Annotated in this window: 11 protein-coding genes and 1 tRNA gene; 5 read left to right on the forward strand and 7 right to left on the reverse strand. The window is 74.1% G+C overall.

Translation table 11 applies throughout. From position 1 onward, the window contains the following. Positions 1-192: 192 nt before the first annotated feature. Both LG396_RS26980 and LG396_RS26985 read right to left on the reverse strand, forming a co-directional pair. A tRNA-Arg gene (locus LG396_RS26980) sits at positions 193-268 on the reverse strand. 95 nt (positions 269-363) lie between these two features. Then, positions 364-924, reverse strand: coding sequence for a PadR family transcriptional regulator (locus LG396_RS26985; protein ID WP_225796751.1), 561 nt, complete (start codon positions 922-924; stop codon positions 364-366). Between the two features lie 104 nt (positions 925-1028). Here LG396_RS26985 and LG396_RS26990 point away from each other — a divergent pair, with 104 nt between their 5' ends. Then, on the forward strand, positions 1029-2357 hold the full coding sequence (locus LG396_RS26990) for an MATE family efflux transporter (protein ID WP_225796752.1): 1329 nt from the start codon (positions 1029-1031) through the stop codon (positions 2355-2357). A 15-nt stretch (positions 2358-2372) separates the two neighbouring features. Here the strand turns inward: LG396_RS26990 and LG396_RS26995 are convergent, their stop codons facing one another. From LG396_RS26995 to LG396_RS27005, 3 genes are all read right to left on the reverse strand, one after another. Next, complete coding sequence (locus tag LG396_RS26995; protein WP_225796753.1) at positions 2373-3263, reverse strand: peptidoglycan recognition protein family protein; 891 nt, start codon at positions 3261-3263, stop codon at positions 2373-2375. A gap of 323 nt (positions 3264-3586) precedes the next feature. Further along, a complete protein-coding gene (locus LG396_RS27000; protein WP_225796754.1) occupies positions 3587-4249 on the reverse strand; it encodes a response regulator transcription factor in 663 nt (220 codons plus the stop codon). Beyond that, the gene (locus tag LG396_RS27005) at positions 4237-5526 is read right to left on the reverse strand and encodes a sensor histidine kinase (RefSeq protein ID WP_225796755.1); all 1290 of its coding nucleotides are present in this window, start codon (positions 5524-5526) and stop codon (positions 4237-4239) included. Before LG396_RS27005 ends, LG396_RS27000 begins: the two co-directional genes overlap by 13 nt. Positions 5527-5709: 183 nt before the next feature. Here LG396_RS27005 and LG396_RS27010 point away from each other — a divergent pair, with 183 nt between their 5' ends. From LG396_RS27010 to LG396_RS27025, 4 genes are all read left to right on the forward strand, one after another. Next, positions 5710-6465, forward strand: coding sequence for an ABC transporter ATP-binding protein (locus LG396_RS27010; protein ID WP_018852696.1), 756 nt, complete (start codon positions 5710-5712; stop codon positions 6463-6465). A 3-nt stretch (positions 6466-6468) separates the two neighbouring features. Further along, entirely contained in the window at positions 6469-9042 is a 2574-nt protein-coding gene (locus LG396_RS27015; RefSeq protein ID WP_225796756.1) for an FtsX-like permease family protein, read from the forward strand. A gap of 140 nt (positions 9043-9182) precedes the next feature. Beyond that, on the forward strand, positions 9183-11339 hold the full coding sequence (locus tag LG396_RS27020; RefSeq protein ID WP_225796757.1) for a DUF6351 family protein: 2157 nt from the start codon (positions 9183-9185) through the stop codon (positions 11337-11339). 77 nt (positions 11340-11416) lie between these two features. Beyond that, entirely contained in the window at positions 11417-12655 is a 1239-nt protein-coding gene (locus tag LG396_RS27025) for a DUF2510 domain-containing protein (protein ID WP_225796758.1), read from the forward strand. A 105-nt stretch (positions 12656-12760) separates the two neighbouring features. Here LG396_RS27025 and LG396_RS27030 read toward each other — a convergent pair whose 3' ends face one another. Continuing rightward, entirely contained in the window at positions 12761-14671 is a 1911-nt protein-coding gene (locus LG396_RS27030) for an AMP-dependent synthetase/ligase (protein WP_225796759.1), read from the reverse strand. A 25-nt stretch (positions 14672-14696) separates the two neighbouring features. Continuing rightward, the gene (locus LG396_RS27035; RefSeq protein ID WP_100299604.1) at positions 14697-16037 is read right to left on the reverse strand and encodes an acetyl-CoA C-acetyltransferase; all 1341 of its coding nucleotides are present in this window, start codon (positions 16035-16037) and stop codon (positions 14697-14699) included. Between the last annotated feature and the right edge of the window lie 63 nt (positions 16038-16100).

Consider the following 16100-nt stretch of genomic DNA (forward strand, 5'->3'; position numbering starts at 1 on the left):
AAGCGACCGTGCCTTGCGGTGATGCCACGCTGCGGCAGTCGTGACCACGACATCCGAGCCGCCCAGGATGTGGCTCGCCGCTGAAGCGTGTGCCTACGCAGGGTTCGAACCGAGGCGTCACCCACGCGCGCCGCAGCACTGGCAGCCGAGTATGCGGAGCCGTGCCGGCCTGCGGTTTCACACATCGCAGGCTGGTGCCCCCGGCAGGATTCGAACCTGCGACACCCGCTTTAGGAGAGCGGTGCTCTATCCCCTGAGCTACGGAGGCGTACCGCCATCCTGAGCGGCCTCTGACAGGGTAGCGGATGGGGCGTGGTGCCTGGTTCGTGGAGGCGCGGGTGCTGTTCGGTGGGTGGCGCGTGCTCAGGGCTCCGGGGGCGGGTCGGTCCGGGGTGGGGTGGGGTTCTCCAGGGTTGGGAGTGTTTGTTCCAGCCAGTGGCGTTCTGCCTGCCGGGTGGCTCTCGCCATCACCAGCATCCCCTTCCGGAACGGGTCCTCCACGTCCTTGGCGCGGGCCGGTTCTCCGTCCTTGCGGAAGAAGCTGCCGGGCCTGGTGAGGAAGTCCAGCCGGCGTCGCAGCACCGCCGACTGGGCGGCCGGGTCGTCGAGTTGGCCGAGGAAGGCCAGCAGGGTGAAGAAGGCGCCCCCGTCCGTGATCTCGGTTTCCTTGGGGGTCGTCAGGCGGCGGTGGAGTTCCGCGCGGCCGGTGGCGGTGAGGTGGAGCACCTGGCGGGCCGGGGCGCCCTCGCCCGGGGTCTCCTGTCGTTCGACGTGGCCCGCCTCGCGCAGCCGGTTGAGCGCCGGGTAGAGGGCGCCGTCGCTCACCGGGCGGTTGTGGCCGATCAGGTCGGAGACGACCTGCCGCAGCTCGTACGCGTGCATGGGGCGCTCTGCCAGGAAGCCGAGGATCGCGAGGGTCAGCACAGGTCTCCTTCCGCGGGTGTCCGAGTGTACCTCTTTTCGAGTCTCTCTAATCGAGGTAGTGTCCGTGTCCCCTTGTTCATCCGTGCCTTCGGAAGGTTCCGGTCGTGTCCACCGCCCCCGCCGCCACCCGCCGGACCCTGCTCACCCTCGGCGTCCCCGTCTACGTCGAGTTGCTCTCCGGCGTCATCGCCGGCGTCATCGACACCGTCTGGGTCGCCCGCCTCGGCGGGGCCGCCGTGGGGGCCGTCGCCGTCGCCACCACCCTGGAAAACGTGCTCCTCGGCGTGATCCTCATGGCCAACGTCGGCGGCACGGTCCTCATCGCCGACGCCCTCGGCCGCGGCCGGCGCGCCGACGTGGCGGCGGTCGTGCGGGCCGTCGGGGTGCTGTGGCTGGTCGTCGCCCCGGTCGTCGGCGTCGGCGGGTTCCTGCTGCGTGAGCCCGTCGCCCGGCTCCTCGCCGGGGGCGAGGGCGAGGTGTTCCGGCTGACCGCGGAGTTCTTCGCCGTCGCCTTCCCCGGGACGGCCGTCTTCTTCGCGCAGAACGTCGTCGACGGCATCTTCAAGGGCACGGGCGACACCAGGACCCCGATGCGGACCGCCGTCCTCGCCAACGTCCTCATCCTGGTCCTCGACCCGCTGCTCATCTACGGCGTCGGGCCCCTGCCCCGCATGGGCGTGCAGGGCGCCGCCCTCGGCATGCTCGCCGGCCGGGCCGTCGCCCTGTGCGTCAGCCTCGTCCTGCTGCGGCGCCGGCGGCTCACCGCCGATGCCGGCGCCCCCGCTGCCCTGCGTCTGCCCGCCGCCCTGCGCGGCGTGCTGCGCACCGGGCTTCCCGCCTCCGGCGACTTCGTCCTGCGCATGGGCATCAGCGCGGTCCTCGTGGGCATCGTGGCCCGGTTCGGGGAGGATCCGCTCGCGGCGTACGGCATCGGGATCAAGGCGATGTTCTTCGTCACCATGGCCTTCTACGCGGTCCGCCAGGCGGGCGGCATCCTCACCGCCCGCGCCCGGGGCGCCGGGCAGGCCGCGGAGACCGTGATCGGGCGGCAGAGCGTGCTGCTGGCCACCCTGGCCGGCGGCGGGGCCGGCCTCCTGCTCGCCGTCGGCGGCCGCGGGCTCATGGGGCTCTTCAGCGACTCCCCGGGAGTCGTCGACTCCGGTGCCGTGCTGCTCGTCTACCTCTTCCCCTACCTGCTGCTCCTGGCCGGCGTGGTGGGGATCGGCGGGGTCTTCACGGGCGGAGGGCGCGCGTCGTCGCTTTTCTGGGTGACCCTGGTGGGCGCGGTGGTCCAGATACCCCTGGCCCTCGGGCTGAGCGCCATCCCGGCCCTGGGCGTGGAGGGGGTGTGGCTGTCGATGAGCATCGGTGCCGCGGCCCAGTACGTCATGTCGTACGCGCTGTTCAGGCGGTATTTCCCGGCGAAGTCCTGAGCGCCCCCCGTGCCGTCAGCCCGTGCTGCCGGGCGTCCTGCGGGTGGCGGCGCCGTTCCCGTCCTGCGCTTCCTGGTTCTGCTGCCCTTCGCGGTGGCTGCGGATCCGCTGCTTCGCCTTGCTCTGCAGCAGGGTCGCCTCCTTCCGGAGGGCGGGCAGCACCTGCATGAGCGCCTCGCCCGGGCAGTTCGTCTCGTACCCGTCGATGTGGCCGAAGACCGTCGGCATCCTGACGGTGGAGTCCTTCGGGAACCGGCTGCTGTCGTTCGTCGAGACGAGCCGGGCGCGGTCGGCGGGGGCCGTGCCGGTGAGCCCGAGCTTCCAGGCTATGAGCATCTCCAGGGACTTCTGCAGCGGCTTCGGCACCGGCACGCCCTCCGTGTACGTGCCGATCGCGGCGATGCCGGTCGTGCCCCTGTTGAGGCCCACGGTGTGGGCCCCGACCACCGGGCGGTCCGCGCCGCCTATTCGGCCCTCGAAGATCGTGCCGCACTTGTCGACGAGGAAGTTATAGCCGATGTCGCCCCAGTCCTTGCTCACGGCGTGCGTCGCATACATGTCGCGGACGAGGTACGGGCTGTCCGAGCAGTCGTAGTCGTTGGAGTGGCCGGTGTGGTGCAGGACGACGGCGTGCACGGCGTCGGCGTAGCGCGGCTTCTGGTCGAGGATGCGCGGGTCCGCGCCCCACTGCCCGCGGCCGACGATCGGCGGCCGCAGCACGTCGGCCAGGGAGGGGCGGCCGGCCGTGGCGTGCGGTGCCGGTGCGGCCGGGGCGCGGTCGGCGCCGAGGGGTACGGTCCCGGCGAGGGCCAGCGTCGTCAGGCCCGCCGCGACCGTGGCTCCGGCTCCGGTGGCCGCCCAGCGGTGCGGGCGGCGGTGTCTGCCGGAACCTTGCGGTCCTCTCATATTCGATCAGCCTGAGGGCTCGGGTCCCGTCCCGCCCGTTGGATTGCTCTGGTCGGAGGCTCACGCTCCGTGAGCACGCGGCAACGCGCGAGGCCACGGGACAGCCCTTAGGTCAGGCTGAGCGTCACGTTGATGCACACGCCCACGATGACGACGGCCGCCAGCACCCAGGGCCACAGGGGACGTTCTCTTCGGGGCTGCCATCCGGACATCGCATTTCCTCTTCGCCGTCGGGTCTTTCCTCGTACGGCGACGCTATTCCGCGACCGGCGGCCCCCGCATTCCGGCTGCCCGCAGTCGTCGGGTGCAGTTTTCTGCACCCGCTAACGGTTCTGGGAATCCATCGAGTTGAGATAGGTGAGCACGGCGCGCACCCGGCGGTTGCTGCCGTCCGTCGCCGGCAGCCCGAGTTTCACGAAGATGTTCCCGATGTGCTTGTTCACCGAAGTCTCCGCGAGGAACAGCAGTTTGGCGATGACGGCGTTGCCGTGGCCCTCCGCCATGAGGGACAGCACTTCCCGTTCGCGCGAGCTGAGCGCTTCCAGCGGGTCGTCGCGTACCCGGCGGACCATCAGCTGGGAGATCACCTCGGGGTCCATCGCGACCCCGCCGCCCGCGACCCGCTCCAGTGCCTGGAGGAACTCCTCGACGCGCGAGACGCGCTCCTTGAGGAGGTAGCCCACGCCGGAGGCGCCCTGGGCCAGCAGCCGGGCCGCGTAGGCGTGTTCGACGTACTGGGACAGCACCAGGACCGGCAGGTCCGGCAGGGTCTCGCGGGCGGTGACCGCGGCGCGCAGGCCCTCGTCCCGGTACGTCGGCGGCAGCCGTACGTCCAGGACCGCGATGTCCGGCTCGTGCTCCAGGAGTACGGGCAGCAGGCTGTCGCCGTCCGCCACCGTCGCGCAGACCTCGTGGCCCACGCCGGTCAGCAGCAGGGACAGGCCCTCCAGCAGCAGGACGTTGTCCTCGGCGATCACGATCCGCACGGCAGCTCCACTCGCAGTTCGGTCGGCCCGCCGGGCGGGCTGTCCAGTTCGGTGACGCCGTCGAAGGCCGCGACGCGGCGCCTGATGCCCCGGATCCCGCTGCCCTCGCCGTCCGCGGCTCCGCCCCGCCCGTCGTCCCACACGGAGAGGTGGATCCTGCTCGCGGTCGTACGCACCCGCACCTGGCTGTGCGCAGCCCCGCTGTGCTTGGCGACGTTCGTCAGCGCCTCGGAGATGACGAAGTACGCCGCGGCCTCCACCGCGGCGGGCGCCCGCGCGCCCCCGGTCCCGGACACGACGTCCAGCTCGGTCGGGATCTGGCAGGCGGCCACCAGCGCGCGGGCCGCCTCCGGCAGGCCGTGGTCGACGAGCACCGGCGGATAGACGGAGCGGACCGCGACGCGCAGCGACTGCACGGCCCGGTCGGCCAGGTCGCGCGTCTGGTCGATCATGTCGGGCAGCCGCTCCGGGCTGTCGCGGACCAGCTGCCGCATCAGGGCCAGCCGCAGGGAGACCGCCACCATCCCGGCCTGCGCCCCGTCGTGCAGGTCACGTTCGATGCGGCGCAGTTCGGCCGCGTGGGCCTCCAGCGCCTCGGCGCGGGTGACGGTGAGTTCCTCGACGCGCCGGGCCAGGGAGGCCCGTCGCTTGCGCGGCCGGAGCAGGGCGCGGGTCATGACCGCGTGCAGTCGGGCGTACCAGGGCAGCAGGAAGCCCGCGAGCGCGCCGTAGACGAGGCCGGCGAAGGTGGCTCCCAGCACCGCCCACCAGGAGTCGACGGACCACACCAGGAGCTGCGCGTGCGGGACCAGTTGCCACCACAGGGCGACGGTCAGCCAGCTCAGCGAGCCCAGGCACAGCCCGAGGGCGAGGACGGCGCCGAGCGTGCCCACGACGGCGTGCGCGAGCAGCCAGAGCATGTCGGTGTACGTGGCCTTGTCGGTGAGCATCACCTGCGCGCGGCCGAGGACCTTGCCCTCGGCCGGACGGTACGAGGACGGGATGTCCCGGCCCAGCCAGTGCCCCGCGCGGCGCCGGTGGACGTCGGCCCCGCGCCGCAGCAGGGCCAGGGAGGGCGGCAGCAGGCGGAGCCCGGGCCCCACGAGGCTCAGGGCGAATACCGCGACCAGCGCGTAGAAGCCGGCGAAGGCGACCATTCCGGTGCCGCCCGCCGCTATGAGGTATTTCAGGGCGTGGACGAAGCGTTCGCCGAACTCCCGCCACGCGGCCGCCGGCGGCAACCCGCGGCGATCCGGCCGCTGGGCAACGCCATCCATTTTCCGCCCGGCCCCCCTATCACCTGTATTACCTGTGAATTTCCCACGCTAGCACCGCGCGCCCCGCTGGAAGGGGGCAGACAACTGCACCTTCGAACTCCAGTGAGCGCCCTGGTTTCCGCCTGATCCGGGCGCCTAGCGTCGGCTTCTCCGGCCACGGAGCCGGGGGAAGGGGGACGCGCTGTGGCGCACGGCGAGGCCACCGGGGCGAGCGGGCCCGCGGTGGAGCTGGAGTCGGTGGGCAAGACGTACGGCCGGGGGGCCGGGGAGGTCACCGCGCTGCGGGGGCTCACCATCGCCTTCGGCCGGGGGACGTTCACCGCGGTCATGGGCCCCTCGGGCGCCGGCAAGAGCACCTTCCTGCACTGCGCGGCGGGGCTGGACCGGCCGACGTCCGGCTCGGTGCGGCTGGGCGGCACCGACCTGGCGGCGCTCGACGAGGCGCAGCTGACCATGCTGCGGCGCGAGCGGGTCGGCTTCGTCTTCCAGGCGTACAACCTGCTGGACTCCCTGACGGTGGCGGAGAACATCACGCTCCCCCTGCTGCTCGCCGGGGAGCCGGCCGAGCCCGCCCGGCTGGACCGGGTGGCGCGGCGGGTGGGGATCGCGGACCGGTTGGGGCACCGCCCGGCGCAGCTCTCCGGCGGGCAACAGCAGCGGGTGGCGATCGCCCGGGCCCTGGTCACCCGGCCCGAGGTGATCTTCGCCGACGAGCCGACCGGCGCGCTCGACAGCCGTACGGGGCGGCAGGTGCTCGCGCTGCTGCGGGAGGTCGTGGACCGGGACGGCGACACCGTCGTCATGGTGACCCACGACCCGGTCGCCGCCTCCTTCGCGCAGCGCGTCGTGTTCCTGGCCGACGGCGCCTTCGCCGAGGTGCTGGAGTCCCCGACGCCGGAGCGGGTGGCCGCGCGGATGACGCGCCTTGAGGAGTGGTGAGCGGTGGTGTTCAAGCTCGTCCGCATGACGCTGCGGCAGCGCCGGGCGGGGCTCGTCGGGGCGTTCGTCGCCTTGGCGGGGGCGTCGATGCTGATCACCGCGTTCGGCATCCTGCTGCAGTCGGGCCTCGGTACGGGCGTGGCGGCCCAGCGCTACGCCGGGGCCGAGGTGGTGGTCGGCGGCGAGCAGTCGTTCTCGGTCACCGCGGGCGGGACGAAGACGAAGCCGCTCGCCCGGCCCGCGCCCCTGGACAGCGACGCGGTCGGCGAGGTGGCGGCCGTCGAGGGGGTGCGCGAGGCGGTGCCGGACGTCGGCTTCCCGGCCCGGGTGGTGCGGGACGACGGCGGGTTGGACCCCGGCGGCGGCGAGCAGCCGTCGACCGGCCACGGCTGGGCCGGCGCCGCGCTGGGCCCCTTCGGGCTGGACCGGGGCCGGGCGCCGCGGCAGGCCGGCGAGGTGGTGCTCGACGCCGCGCTGGCCGAGCGCGTACGGGCCGGGCCCGGCCGGCGGGTGACGCTGGCGACCCCGCGGGAGGCGCGGGAGTACCTGGTCACCGGGATCGCCTCGCTGCGCGGTACGGACAGGCCCTTGCGCGCGGCGGCGGTGTTCTTCAGCGACGCCGAGGCCGCGGCGCTCTACGGCCGCCCGGGACGTATCGACGCCGTCGGCGTGCTGGCCGAGCCCGGTACCGACCCGGACGGCCTGGCCCGCCGGCTCGACGAGAAGCTCGCCGGCTCCGGCGCCCGGCTGTACCGGGGCGACGACCGCGGCCGGGTGGAGTTCCCCGACGTGGCCGCGGCCCGCTCCGACCTGACGGAGATGGCGGCCTCGCTGGGCGCGACGGTCGTGCTGATCGCGATGATCGTGGTGGCCGGCACCCTCGCCCTGGGCGTGCACCAACGGCGCCGCGAGCTGGCCCTGTTGCGGGCGGTCGCGGCCACTCCGCGGCAGGTGTACAAGATGATGGCCGCCGAGGTCCTGCTGGTGTCACTCGCGGCTTCGGCCGTCGGGTGCGTGCCGGGCGTGCTGGTGGCCGGTCTCCTGCGGGAGGCGCTGAGCGCGACCGGCGTGATCCCCGGGGACTTCGCGTTCTCCTACGGGCCCCTGCCCATGCTGGTCGCCGTCTTCGCGTCGGTGGCCGCCGCCGAGGCGGCCGCGGTCGGGGCCGCCCGCAAGGCGGCGGCGATCCGGCCGGTGGAGGCCCTGGGGGAGGGGCGGATCGAGCGGGCCGGGCTGGGGCGCGGCCGGGCCTTCTGCGGCGTGCTGCTGTTCCTGCTCGGGGTCGCGGCGTCGCTGCTGCCGCTGTTCTTCGGCACGGTCTTCGCGGTGGCCGGCGCGGGCATGGGCGGGTTCCTCATGGTCATCGCGGTGCTGCTGCTGGCCCCGCCGGTGGTGAGTGCGGCGAGCAGGCTGCTCGCCGGTCCGGTGCGCCGCCGTACGGGACCGCACGGCCACCTGGCGGTGGCCAACACCCGTGCGCACGCGCGCCGGCTGGCGGCCGGCACCGGGCCGCTGACGCTGGCGGTCGGCTTCGCGCTGGTGCAGCTCTGCGTGCCGACGACGACCGCGGCGGCGGCCCGGGAGCAGGCCGGGCAGGGCGTCGTGGCCGACTTCACGCTGCGGGGCGGACCCGGCGGACCGCCGTCCGGCGTGGTCCGGGACGCGGCGTCGCTGCCGGGGGTCGCCGCGGCCACGGGGGTGGTACGCGCCGAGGTGCACGCCTACCGCGAGCTGCTGGGCTCGCCGGAGGTCTTCGACTACCAGGCCCAGGGGGTCACCCCGGGCGGGGTGGAGCGGACCATGGACCTGGGGGTGACGGCGGGCGGCCTGGCGCGCTTGGAGGGCGACGCGGTGGCCCTCAGCGGCAGCGCCGCGGAGACGCTCGGCGTGCACGTGGGCGACGAGGTGCCGGTCAACCTCCCGGACGGGACCGCCCTCAGGCCCGAGGTGGTCGCCGTCTACGAACGGGGCCTGGGCTTCGGCGATGTGACGCTGCCCCAGGAGACCGTGCTGGCGCACAGCGGCGGCGGCCGGGTGCAGGACGCGGTGTTCGTCACGGCCGCGGAGGGCGCCGAGCCCGAGGAGGTGGAGGCGCGGCTGCGGGGCCTCGCCGAGCGGTATCCGGGCCTGGAGGTGCTGGACGGGGGCGGCCTCTCGGCGGCGCAGCGCTCGCAGGCCACGGCGTCGGTGCTGACCAGTGCGCTGCCGCTGGCCCTGGTCTTCGGCTACCTCGCGATCTCGGTGGCCAACACGCTGGTGCTGGCCACCCTGGGCCGGGTCAGGGAGTTCTCGCTGCTGCGGCTGGTCGGGGCCCCGCCCGCGCAGGTGGTGCGGATGATGCGGGTGGAGGCCGGGATGGTGGTGGGCATCGCGGTGGCGGTGGGGACGCTGGTGCCGCTGCTGCCGATGGCCACGATGAGCCTGGGGCTCACCGGGTCGCCGCTGCCGCGCTTTCCCGTGCTGCTGTACGCGGGGATCGTCGCCGTGACGGCGCTGACCGGGCTGGCGGCGATCCTGCTGCCCACCCGGCTCGCGCTGCGTACGCGGCCGGTGGAGGGCATCGGCCTGCGCGAGTGACCGGCCGCCGGTGCGGCGGGGGTTCGGGGCGCCTGAGTCCGGGGTGAGAGGAGGGGACCGATTGCCGGGTGGTGTCTTCCCACGTTGAAATTGAACGCGTACGGTCAAGTTGTAGGCCGCAACGAACGGAGGACTCCTGCATGCGCCCACGCCGTGCTCTGCTCGTCCCCCTCACCGCCGCGCTCTCCGCCCTCCTCGCCCTCCCCCTCTCCGCCCAGGCCGCCGCACCACCGGCCTCCCCGCCCGTCGGCGTCGACGTGCTCTCCGGCCGCCCCGACTCCGTCACCGGCGGCGACGCCCTGCTCCGCGTCGAGGCCCCCGACCCCGGCGACGTACGCGTCCGGCTCAACGGCCGCGACGTCACCGGGCAGTTCGCCCCCGCCGGACCCGGCACGCTCACCGGCGTCGTCGACGGCGTACGCGACGGCCGCAACACCGTCACCGCCACCGCACCAGGCCACCGCACGGCCCGGCTCACCCTCACCGGCCACCCCGCCGAGGGCCCCGTCTTCTCCGGTCCGCACCAGCAGCCCTTCGTCTGCGAGACCGGCACCTTCCGGCTGCCCGTCGTCGGCGGCACCCTCGGCGACCCGCTCGACGCCGACTGCTCCGCGAAGACCCGCGTCGACTACTTCTACCGGAACACCGCCGGCGTCTACACCGCCTGGCCGGCCGGCGCCACCGCCTACCCCGCCGACCTCGGCCGCACCACCACCTCCACCGGCCGCAGCGTCCCGTTCATCGTGCGCATGGAGACCGGCACCGCCAACCGCGGCATCTACCAGTCGACGATCCTCCACGACCCCCTCGCCGAGTCCGCCCCCGATCCCCGCACCCGCCCGGCCGGCTGGAACGGCCGCGCCGTCTACACCCTCGGCGGCGGCTGCATCGGCGGCTGGTACCGGCAGGGCAACACCACCGGCGGCGTCACCGACGCCTTCATGCTCGGCCAGGGGTACGCCGTCATGTCGTCGTCCCTGAACGTCTTCGGCGCCAACTGCCACGACCTCACCGCCGCCGAGACCGCCATGACGGTCAAGGAGCGGTTCACCGAGGCGTACGGGCCGGTCGACCACACCATCGGCTTCGGCTGCTCCGGCGGTTCGTACCAGGCGTACCAGATCGTCGACAACTACCCGGGCATCCTCGACGGCATCCTGCCCGCCTGCTCCTTCCCCGACGTGGGCTTCGCGATGACGCACCGCGTCACCGACACCCGCCTGCTCACCGAGTACTTCGCCGGCGACACCGACCTGGCCTGGACCGACGAGCAGAAGCGGGCCGTCACCGGCTTCGCCTCGTACGCGGTCGCCACCGGCACCCAGGGCGACGCCGCGCGCATCGACCCGACGGGCAACTGCGGCGTGCTGCCGGAGGAGTTGCGCTACGACCCGGAGACCAACCCGCACGGCGCGCGCTGTGACCTCTACGACCACGCCATCAACGTCTACGGCCCCGACCCGCGCACCGGCTTCGCCCGCCGCCCGCTCGACAACGTCGGCGTGCAGTACGGCCTCGGCGCGCTGGCCGCCGGGACGATCGACAAGCAGCAGTTCCTGGAGCTGAACGAGCGCGTCGGCGGCTACGACCACGACGCCCGCATCGTCGGCGACCGCACCACCGCGGACCCCCTGGCCACCCGCACCGCGTACCGCACCGGCCGGCTCACCAACGGCGGCGGCGGCCTGAAGGACGTGCCGATCATCGAGTACCGCGCGTACGTCGACGACGCCCCGAAGGGTGACACCCACCTGCGCTACTACTCCCTGTCCATGCGCAAGCGCCTGGCGAAGGCCAACGGCACCGCGGCCAACATGGTCAGCCTCATGGAGGACAACCGCTACGGCGGCCAGAGCACGGCCAGCCCGCTGGTCCGCCACTCGCTGGTGATGATGGACCGCTGGCTCACGAACCTCGACGCAGACACCTCCGCCGCGCCGCGCATCGACAAGATCACGGCGGCGAAGCCGGACGGGCTGCGGGAGGGCTGCAACACCCGCGACGCCGAGCCCCGGTTCGTCGCCGAGGCGCTGGACCGCGACCCGGACAGCACCTGCGAGCGGCTCTACCCGTCGAACTCCTTCCCGCGCGAGGTCGCGGGGGAGGACATCGCCACGGACGTGATCAAGTGCCGTACGGAGCCGCCGCGGCGGGACGCGTACGCGCGCGAGTACGGCGTGACGTGGACGGACGCCGAGTGGCGCCGGCTGCGGTCCGTCTTCGACCGGGGCGTCTGCGACTACTCCCGGGCGGGGGTGGGGCAGCAGGGTCTTGCGGGGACCTGGCTCTCCTTCTGAGGGTTTGCGCAGTTGGACGCGTACAAGCCTCAGACCGCTCTCATCCGGTTCTCAGGGAGCCTCGGTAGCCTGCATGCATGAGTGGAATGGCACCTGCAGGGTGGTATCCCGACCCGGACCGGAGCGACGACGAGTCGCCGAGGGAGCGGAGGTGGGACGGTGAAGGCTGGACGGACGAGGTCAGGCCCGCTGCTGTCGCCCCAGATGTCCCTGCGCAGAGCCCCGAAGGGGCCGGCGGTGCCGGGGGTCCGGACGGGCCCGCGGCCCCCGCGGCGCCCCCGTTCCCCGGGCCCGCCCCGCAGGACGCTCCGCCCGGCGGCGCGCACGAGGCGCCCACGGAAGTCCTGTCCGGCGGCCACGCGGAACCACCGGGCCCCGCGGGCCCGTACGGCGGGAAGCGCTGGAAGGGCAGGCGCCCGCTGGCGCTCGGCATAGCCATCGGCGTGGCCGCCGCGGCGCTCGTCGGCGGCGGCATCGCCGGCGGGTACGCGCTGTGGGGCGGCGACGACGGCGACGAGGCCGGCAGCGGCCCCGTGGTCTACGGGCCGGACGGCGAGCCCCGCTCCCCGGGCCCCGGCGAGGGGCCGGGCGGCGGTCCCGGCGGCGGCTCCGGCGGCGGCTCCGGCGGCGGCTCGGGCGGCGGCCCCGGCGAGTCGCCCGGTCCCCAGGACCCCGAGGGCGGCGAACAGGACCCCGGCGACCCCGACGGCGGCGGGCCGCCGCTGGAGGTGCCCAGCGAGGACGGCTTCGCCACGGACCTGGCCAGCGGCATCAAGATCCCGGTGCCGGACGGCTGGAAGGGGCAGTCCGGGCAGATAGGCGCCTCGGTGACGGTGGGCGAGTACAAGTGCCCGACGTCACCGAAGGACACCTGCGTACGCGGCGGGGTGAACTCCGCGCCGGCCCTGGCCCTGGGCCTCGACGGGAGCAGCCCGAAGCGGATCGCCGAGAAGGACATCGAGCCCAACGCGGAGGCGTCGTACGGCGACGAGGCGTACGGCGGCATCACCTCGCACGACGAGGTGGAGTCCGGCGAGGTCGAGGTGGCCGGCGAGAAGGGCTACCTGGTGCGCTGGAAGGTCGTGACGAAGGAGGGCGACGACGGCTACGTGCAGTCGCTCGCGTTCCCGTCCCCGGCGAACCCGGACACGCTGGTCCTGGTCCGGGCCGGCTTCGACATCGGCGACGAGGCGCCCGCGCTGGACGAGCTGGAAGAGATCACGGACGGCATCGAGAAGTCCGAGGGCGGCGCGGGCCTGCCCGGCGGGGGCGGACAGCCGGCGAGCCTCGCGCGGGCGGTGACCGGGGCGGGGTGAACCCGGCGGCGCGGTGAGCCACGGCGGACACCTCCGGGACGCCGTGCGGCGCGCCCGGGGTCGTACCCGTACGACCCCGGGCACCGCCGACGCCCGGACCCGCGCTCAACTCTCGTACAGGCCCTCGATCTCCTGCGCGTACGCCGCCTCCACCGCGTGCCGCTTCACCTTCAGCGACGGCGTCAGCATCCCGTTCTCCTCCGTGAACTCCCCGTCCACGATCACGAACCGGCGGATCGACTCCGCCCGCGACACCGCCTCGTTCGCGTGGTCCACCGCCCGCTGCACGTCCGCCCGCAGCTCCGGGTCGTCCACCAGCTCCGCGAGCGGCGTGTCCCGCGCGCGCTTGCGTACCGCCAGCCAGTGCGTCATAGCCTCCGGCTCCAGCGTCACCAGCGCCGCCACGTACGCCCGCTTGTCGCCCACGACCAGCACCTGCCCCACCGGCGGCCGGCTGCGCAGCCGGTCCTCCAGCACCGCGGGCGAGACGTTCTTGCCGCCGGTGGTGATGAGGAGGTCCTTCTTCCGGCCGGTGATCGTGAGGTAGCCGTCCTCGTCCAGCGCCCCGAGGTCGCCGGTCGCGAACCAGTCGTCCGCCAGCACCTCCTCGGTCGCCTCCGGGTTCCGCCAGTACTCGCCGAAGACGATGCCGCCCTTGATCAGCACCTCCCCGTCGTCGGCGATGCGGACCGCCGTGCCCGGCAGCGGCCGCCCCACCGTGCCGGGGCGGGGGCGCAGCGGCGGGCTGATGGTGGCGGCGGCGGTGGTCTCGGTGAGGCCGTAGCCCTCGTAGATGACGATGCCCGCGGCGTAGAAGAACAGGTTGAGGTCGCGGTCGAGCGGGGAGGCGCCGCTGATGGCGTAGTTGAGCCGGCCGCCCAGCTCCTTGCGGATGCGCCGGTAGACCAGCAGGTCGTACAGGCCCCACGCCAGGGTCAGCCGGAGCCCGGGGCCCTTGCCGGTGCCGAGGAACCTGTTCAGGTGGGCCTCGCCGAAGCGCACCGCGATGCGGTCGGCGCGGTCGAACGACGAGCCGCGGCCGAGCTTCTCCGCCATCTCCCGGCCGGTGTGGTGGATCTTCTCGAAGAGGTACGGGACGCCGACGAGGAACGTCGGCCTGAAGACCTTGAACTCCGGCCGCAGCTCGTCGGGTTTGATCGACGGCCAGTGGCCGATCTCGATGCGCGCCGACAGGCAGGCGATCTGGATGGCCCGGCCGAGGATGTGGGCGAGCGGCAGGAAGAGGAGCGTCGAGGCGGTCTGCCCGGTGACCTCCTTGAAGATGGGGTGCAGTAGTTCGACGCTGTTGGCGGCCTCGGCGTGCAGGTTGCCGTGGGTGAGGACGCAGCCCTTGGGCCGGCCGGTGGTGCCGGAGGTGTAGCAGAGGGTGGCGATGGTGTCGGGGGTGAGGGCGGCGCGGCGCTTGGCGATCTCCTGGTCGGGTACGTCCCGGCCGAGGGCCTTCAGCTCGTCGAGGCAGCCGGCGTCGAGCTGCCAGACGCGTGCCTGGCCGGAGGCGGTGCGCACGGTCTCCTCGTTGGCGGCGCTCTCGGCGACGACGAAGCGGGTGCCGGAGTCGCGCAGGATCCACTCGACCTGGTCGGCGGAGGAGGTCGCGTACACGGGGACGGACTGGCCGCCTGCCGCCCAGACGGCGAAGTCCAGCACGCACCACTCGTAGCGCGTACGGGACATGATCGCGACCCGCCCGCCGGGTTCGAGCCCGGCGGCGACCAGGCCCTTGGCCACCGCCGTCACCTCGTCGGCGAACGCGCCGGCCGTGACCGGCACCCATCGGCCGCCCTCCTTGCGGCGGATGACCGTGGCGCCGGGGTCCTCGGCGGCGTTGGTGTAGGGGATGTCGGCGACGGCGCTGCCGCGGGCGGGGGGCGGCGCGGCGAGCCAGGGGACGGCGGCTTCGCGGACGACGCCGCCGTCGGTGCGTACGTCGACGGGGGCGCGCTCGGCGAGATCCGAGCGCTTCCGCGCGGCCTTGAGGTCCTTGCGTACGCTCACGCTCTCTCCTTCGGGTAGCGGAGGTTCAGGCTTCGAGCAGCGCCGTGACGCCCTGGCCGCCGGCGGCGCAGATGGAGATCAGCCCCCGTACGGGCGCGTCGTCGCCGGCCGCGCGCGCCGCCGCCCGCTCGTGCAGCAGCTTCGCCAGCGTCGCGACGATCCGCCCGCCGGTCGCGGCGAAGGGGTGCCCGGCGGCGAGGGAGGAGCCGGCGACGTTCAGCCGCTGCCGGTCGAGGGTGCCCAGCGGCCCGTCGAGGCCGAGGCGCTCCTTGCAGAACACCGGGTCCTCCCAGGCGGCGAGCGTGGCGAGGACCTGGGAGGCGAACGCCTCGTGGATCTCGTACAGGTCGAGGTCCGCCAGGCCCAGCCCGGCGTCGGCCAGCAGCCTGGGCACGACGTACGCGGGCGCCATCAGCAGCCCGTCCGGTCCTGCCACGAAGTCGACCGCGCCGGTGCGCGCGTGCGTGAGGTACGCCAGCACCGGCAGCCCGCGCTCCGCGGCCCACTCCTCGCTCGCCAGCAGCACGGTGGCCGCGCCGTCGGTCAGCGGGGTGGAGTTGCCGGCGGTCATGGTGGCGTCCGGGTCCGCGGTGCCGAACACCGGTTTCAGCCGGGCCAGTTTGCCGGGCGTCGAGTCCGGGCGCAGGTTCTCGTCGCGGTCCAGCCCGCGGAAGGGCGTGAGCAGGTCGGCGAAGAAGCCCGCGTCGTACGCGGCGGCCAGCCGGCGGTGGCTGGTGGCGGCCAGCTCGTCCTGCGCGGCGCGCGGCACCCGCCGTTCGCGGGCGGTGAGCGCGGCGTGCTCGCCCATGGACAGCCCGGTGCGCGGCTCGGCGTTGCGCGGGATGTCGGGTACGACGTGCCGCGGGCGGAGCCCGGCGAGGGCGGCGGCGCGCCGGCCGGCGGACTTCTGCCGCCGGGCGTGGAGCAGCACGCGGCGCAGGCCGTCGTTGAGGCCGAGGGGCGCGTCGCTGGCGGTGTCGACGCCGCCGGCGACGCCCGCGTCGATCTGGCCGAGCGCGATCTTGTTGGCGACGAGGAGCACCGCCTGCAACCCGGTGCCGCACGCCTGCTGGATGTCGTAGGCGGGGGTGCGGTGGTCGAGCCTGCTGCCGAGGACGACCTCGCGGGCGAGGTTGAAGTCGCGGCTGTGCTTGAGCACGGCGCCGGCGACGAACTCGTCGAGCAGCGCGCCGCGCAGCCCGTACCGCTCGACCAGGCCGTCGAGGGCGGCGGAGAGCATCTCCTGGTTGGACGCGGTGGCGTACGCGCCGTCGGCGCGGGCGAAAGGGAGCCGGTTGCCGCCGACGATCGCGACGCGCCGCGGGCCGCCGTCCGTACGCCCGCCCGTCCTCGCCGGTGTCGTCATCGCCGCGCTCCCTCCCTCGCCGGCCCGCGGCTCCTTGTGCGCCGGGGGCCCCGTCCCTACGCT

Origin of the sequence: Streptomyces aculeolatus (genome assembly GCF_020400605.1) — a bacterium.
GTDB classification, from domain to species: Bacteria; Actinomycetota; Actinomycetes; order Streptomycetales; family Streptomycetaceae; genus Streptomyces; species Streptomyces aculeolatus.

Coding starts and splice junctions, on each gene's coding strand:
- LG396_RS26995 (WP_225796753.1), bottom strand. CDS start 3,263: ATGAGAGGACCGCAAGGTTCCGGCAGACACCGCCGCCCGCACCGCTGG.
- LG396_RS27025 (WP_225796758.1), top strand. CDS start 11,417: ATGAGTGGAATGGCACCTGCAGGGTGGTATCCCGACCCGGACCGGAGC.
- LG396_RS27005 (WP_225796755.1), bottom strand. CDS start 5,526: ATGGATGGCGTTGCCCAGCGGCCGGATCGCCGCGGGTTGCCGCCGGCG.
- LG396_RS27035 (WP_100299604.1), bottom strand. CDS start 16,037: ATGACGACACCGGCGAGGACGGGCGGGCGTACGGACGGCGGCCCGCGG.
- LG396_RS27020 (WP_225796757.1), top strand. CDS start 9,183: ATGCGCCCACGCCGTGCTCTGCTCGTCCCCCTCACCGCCGCGCTCTCC.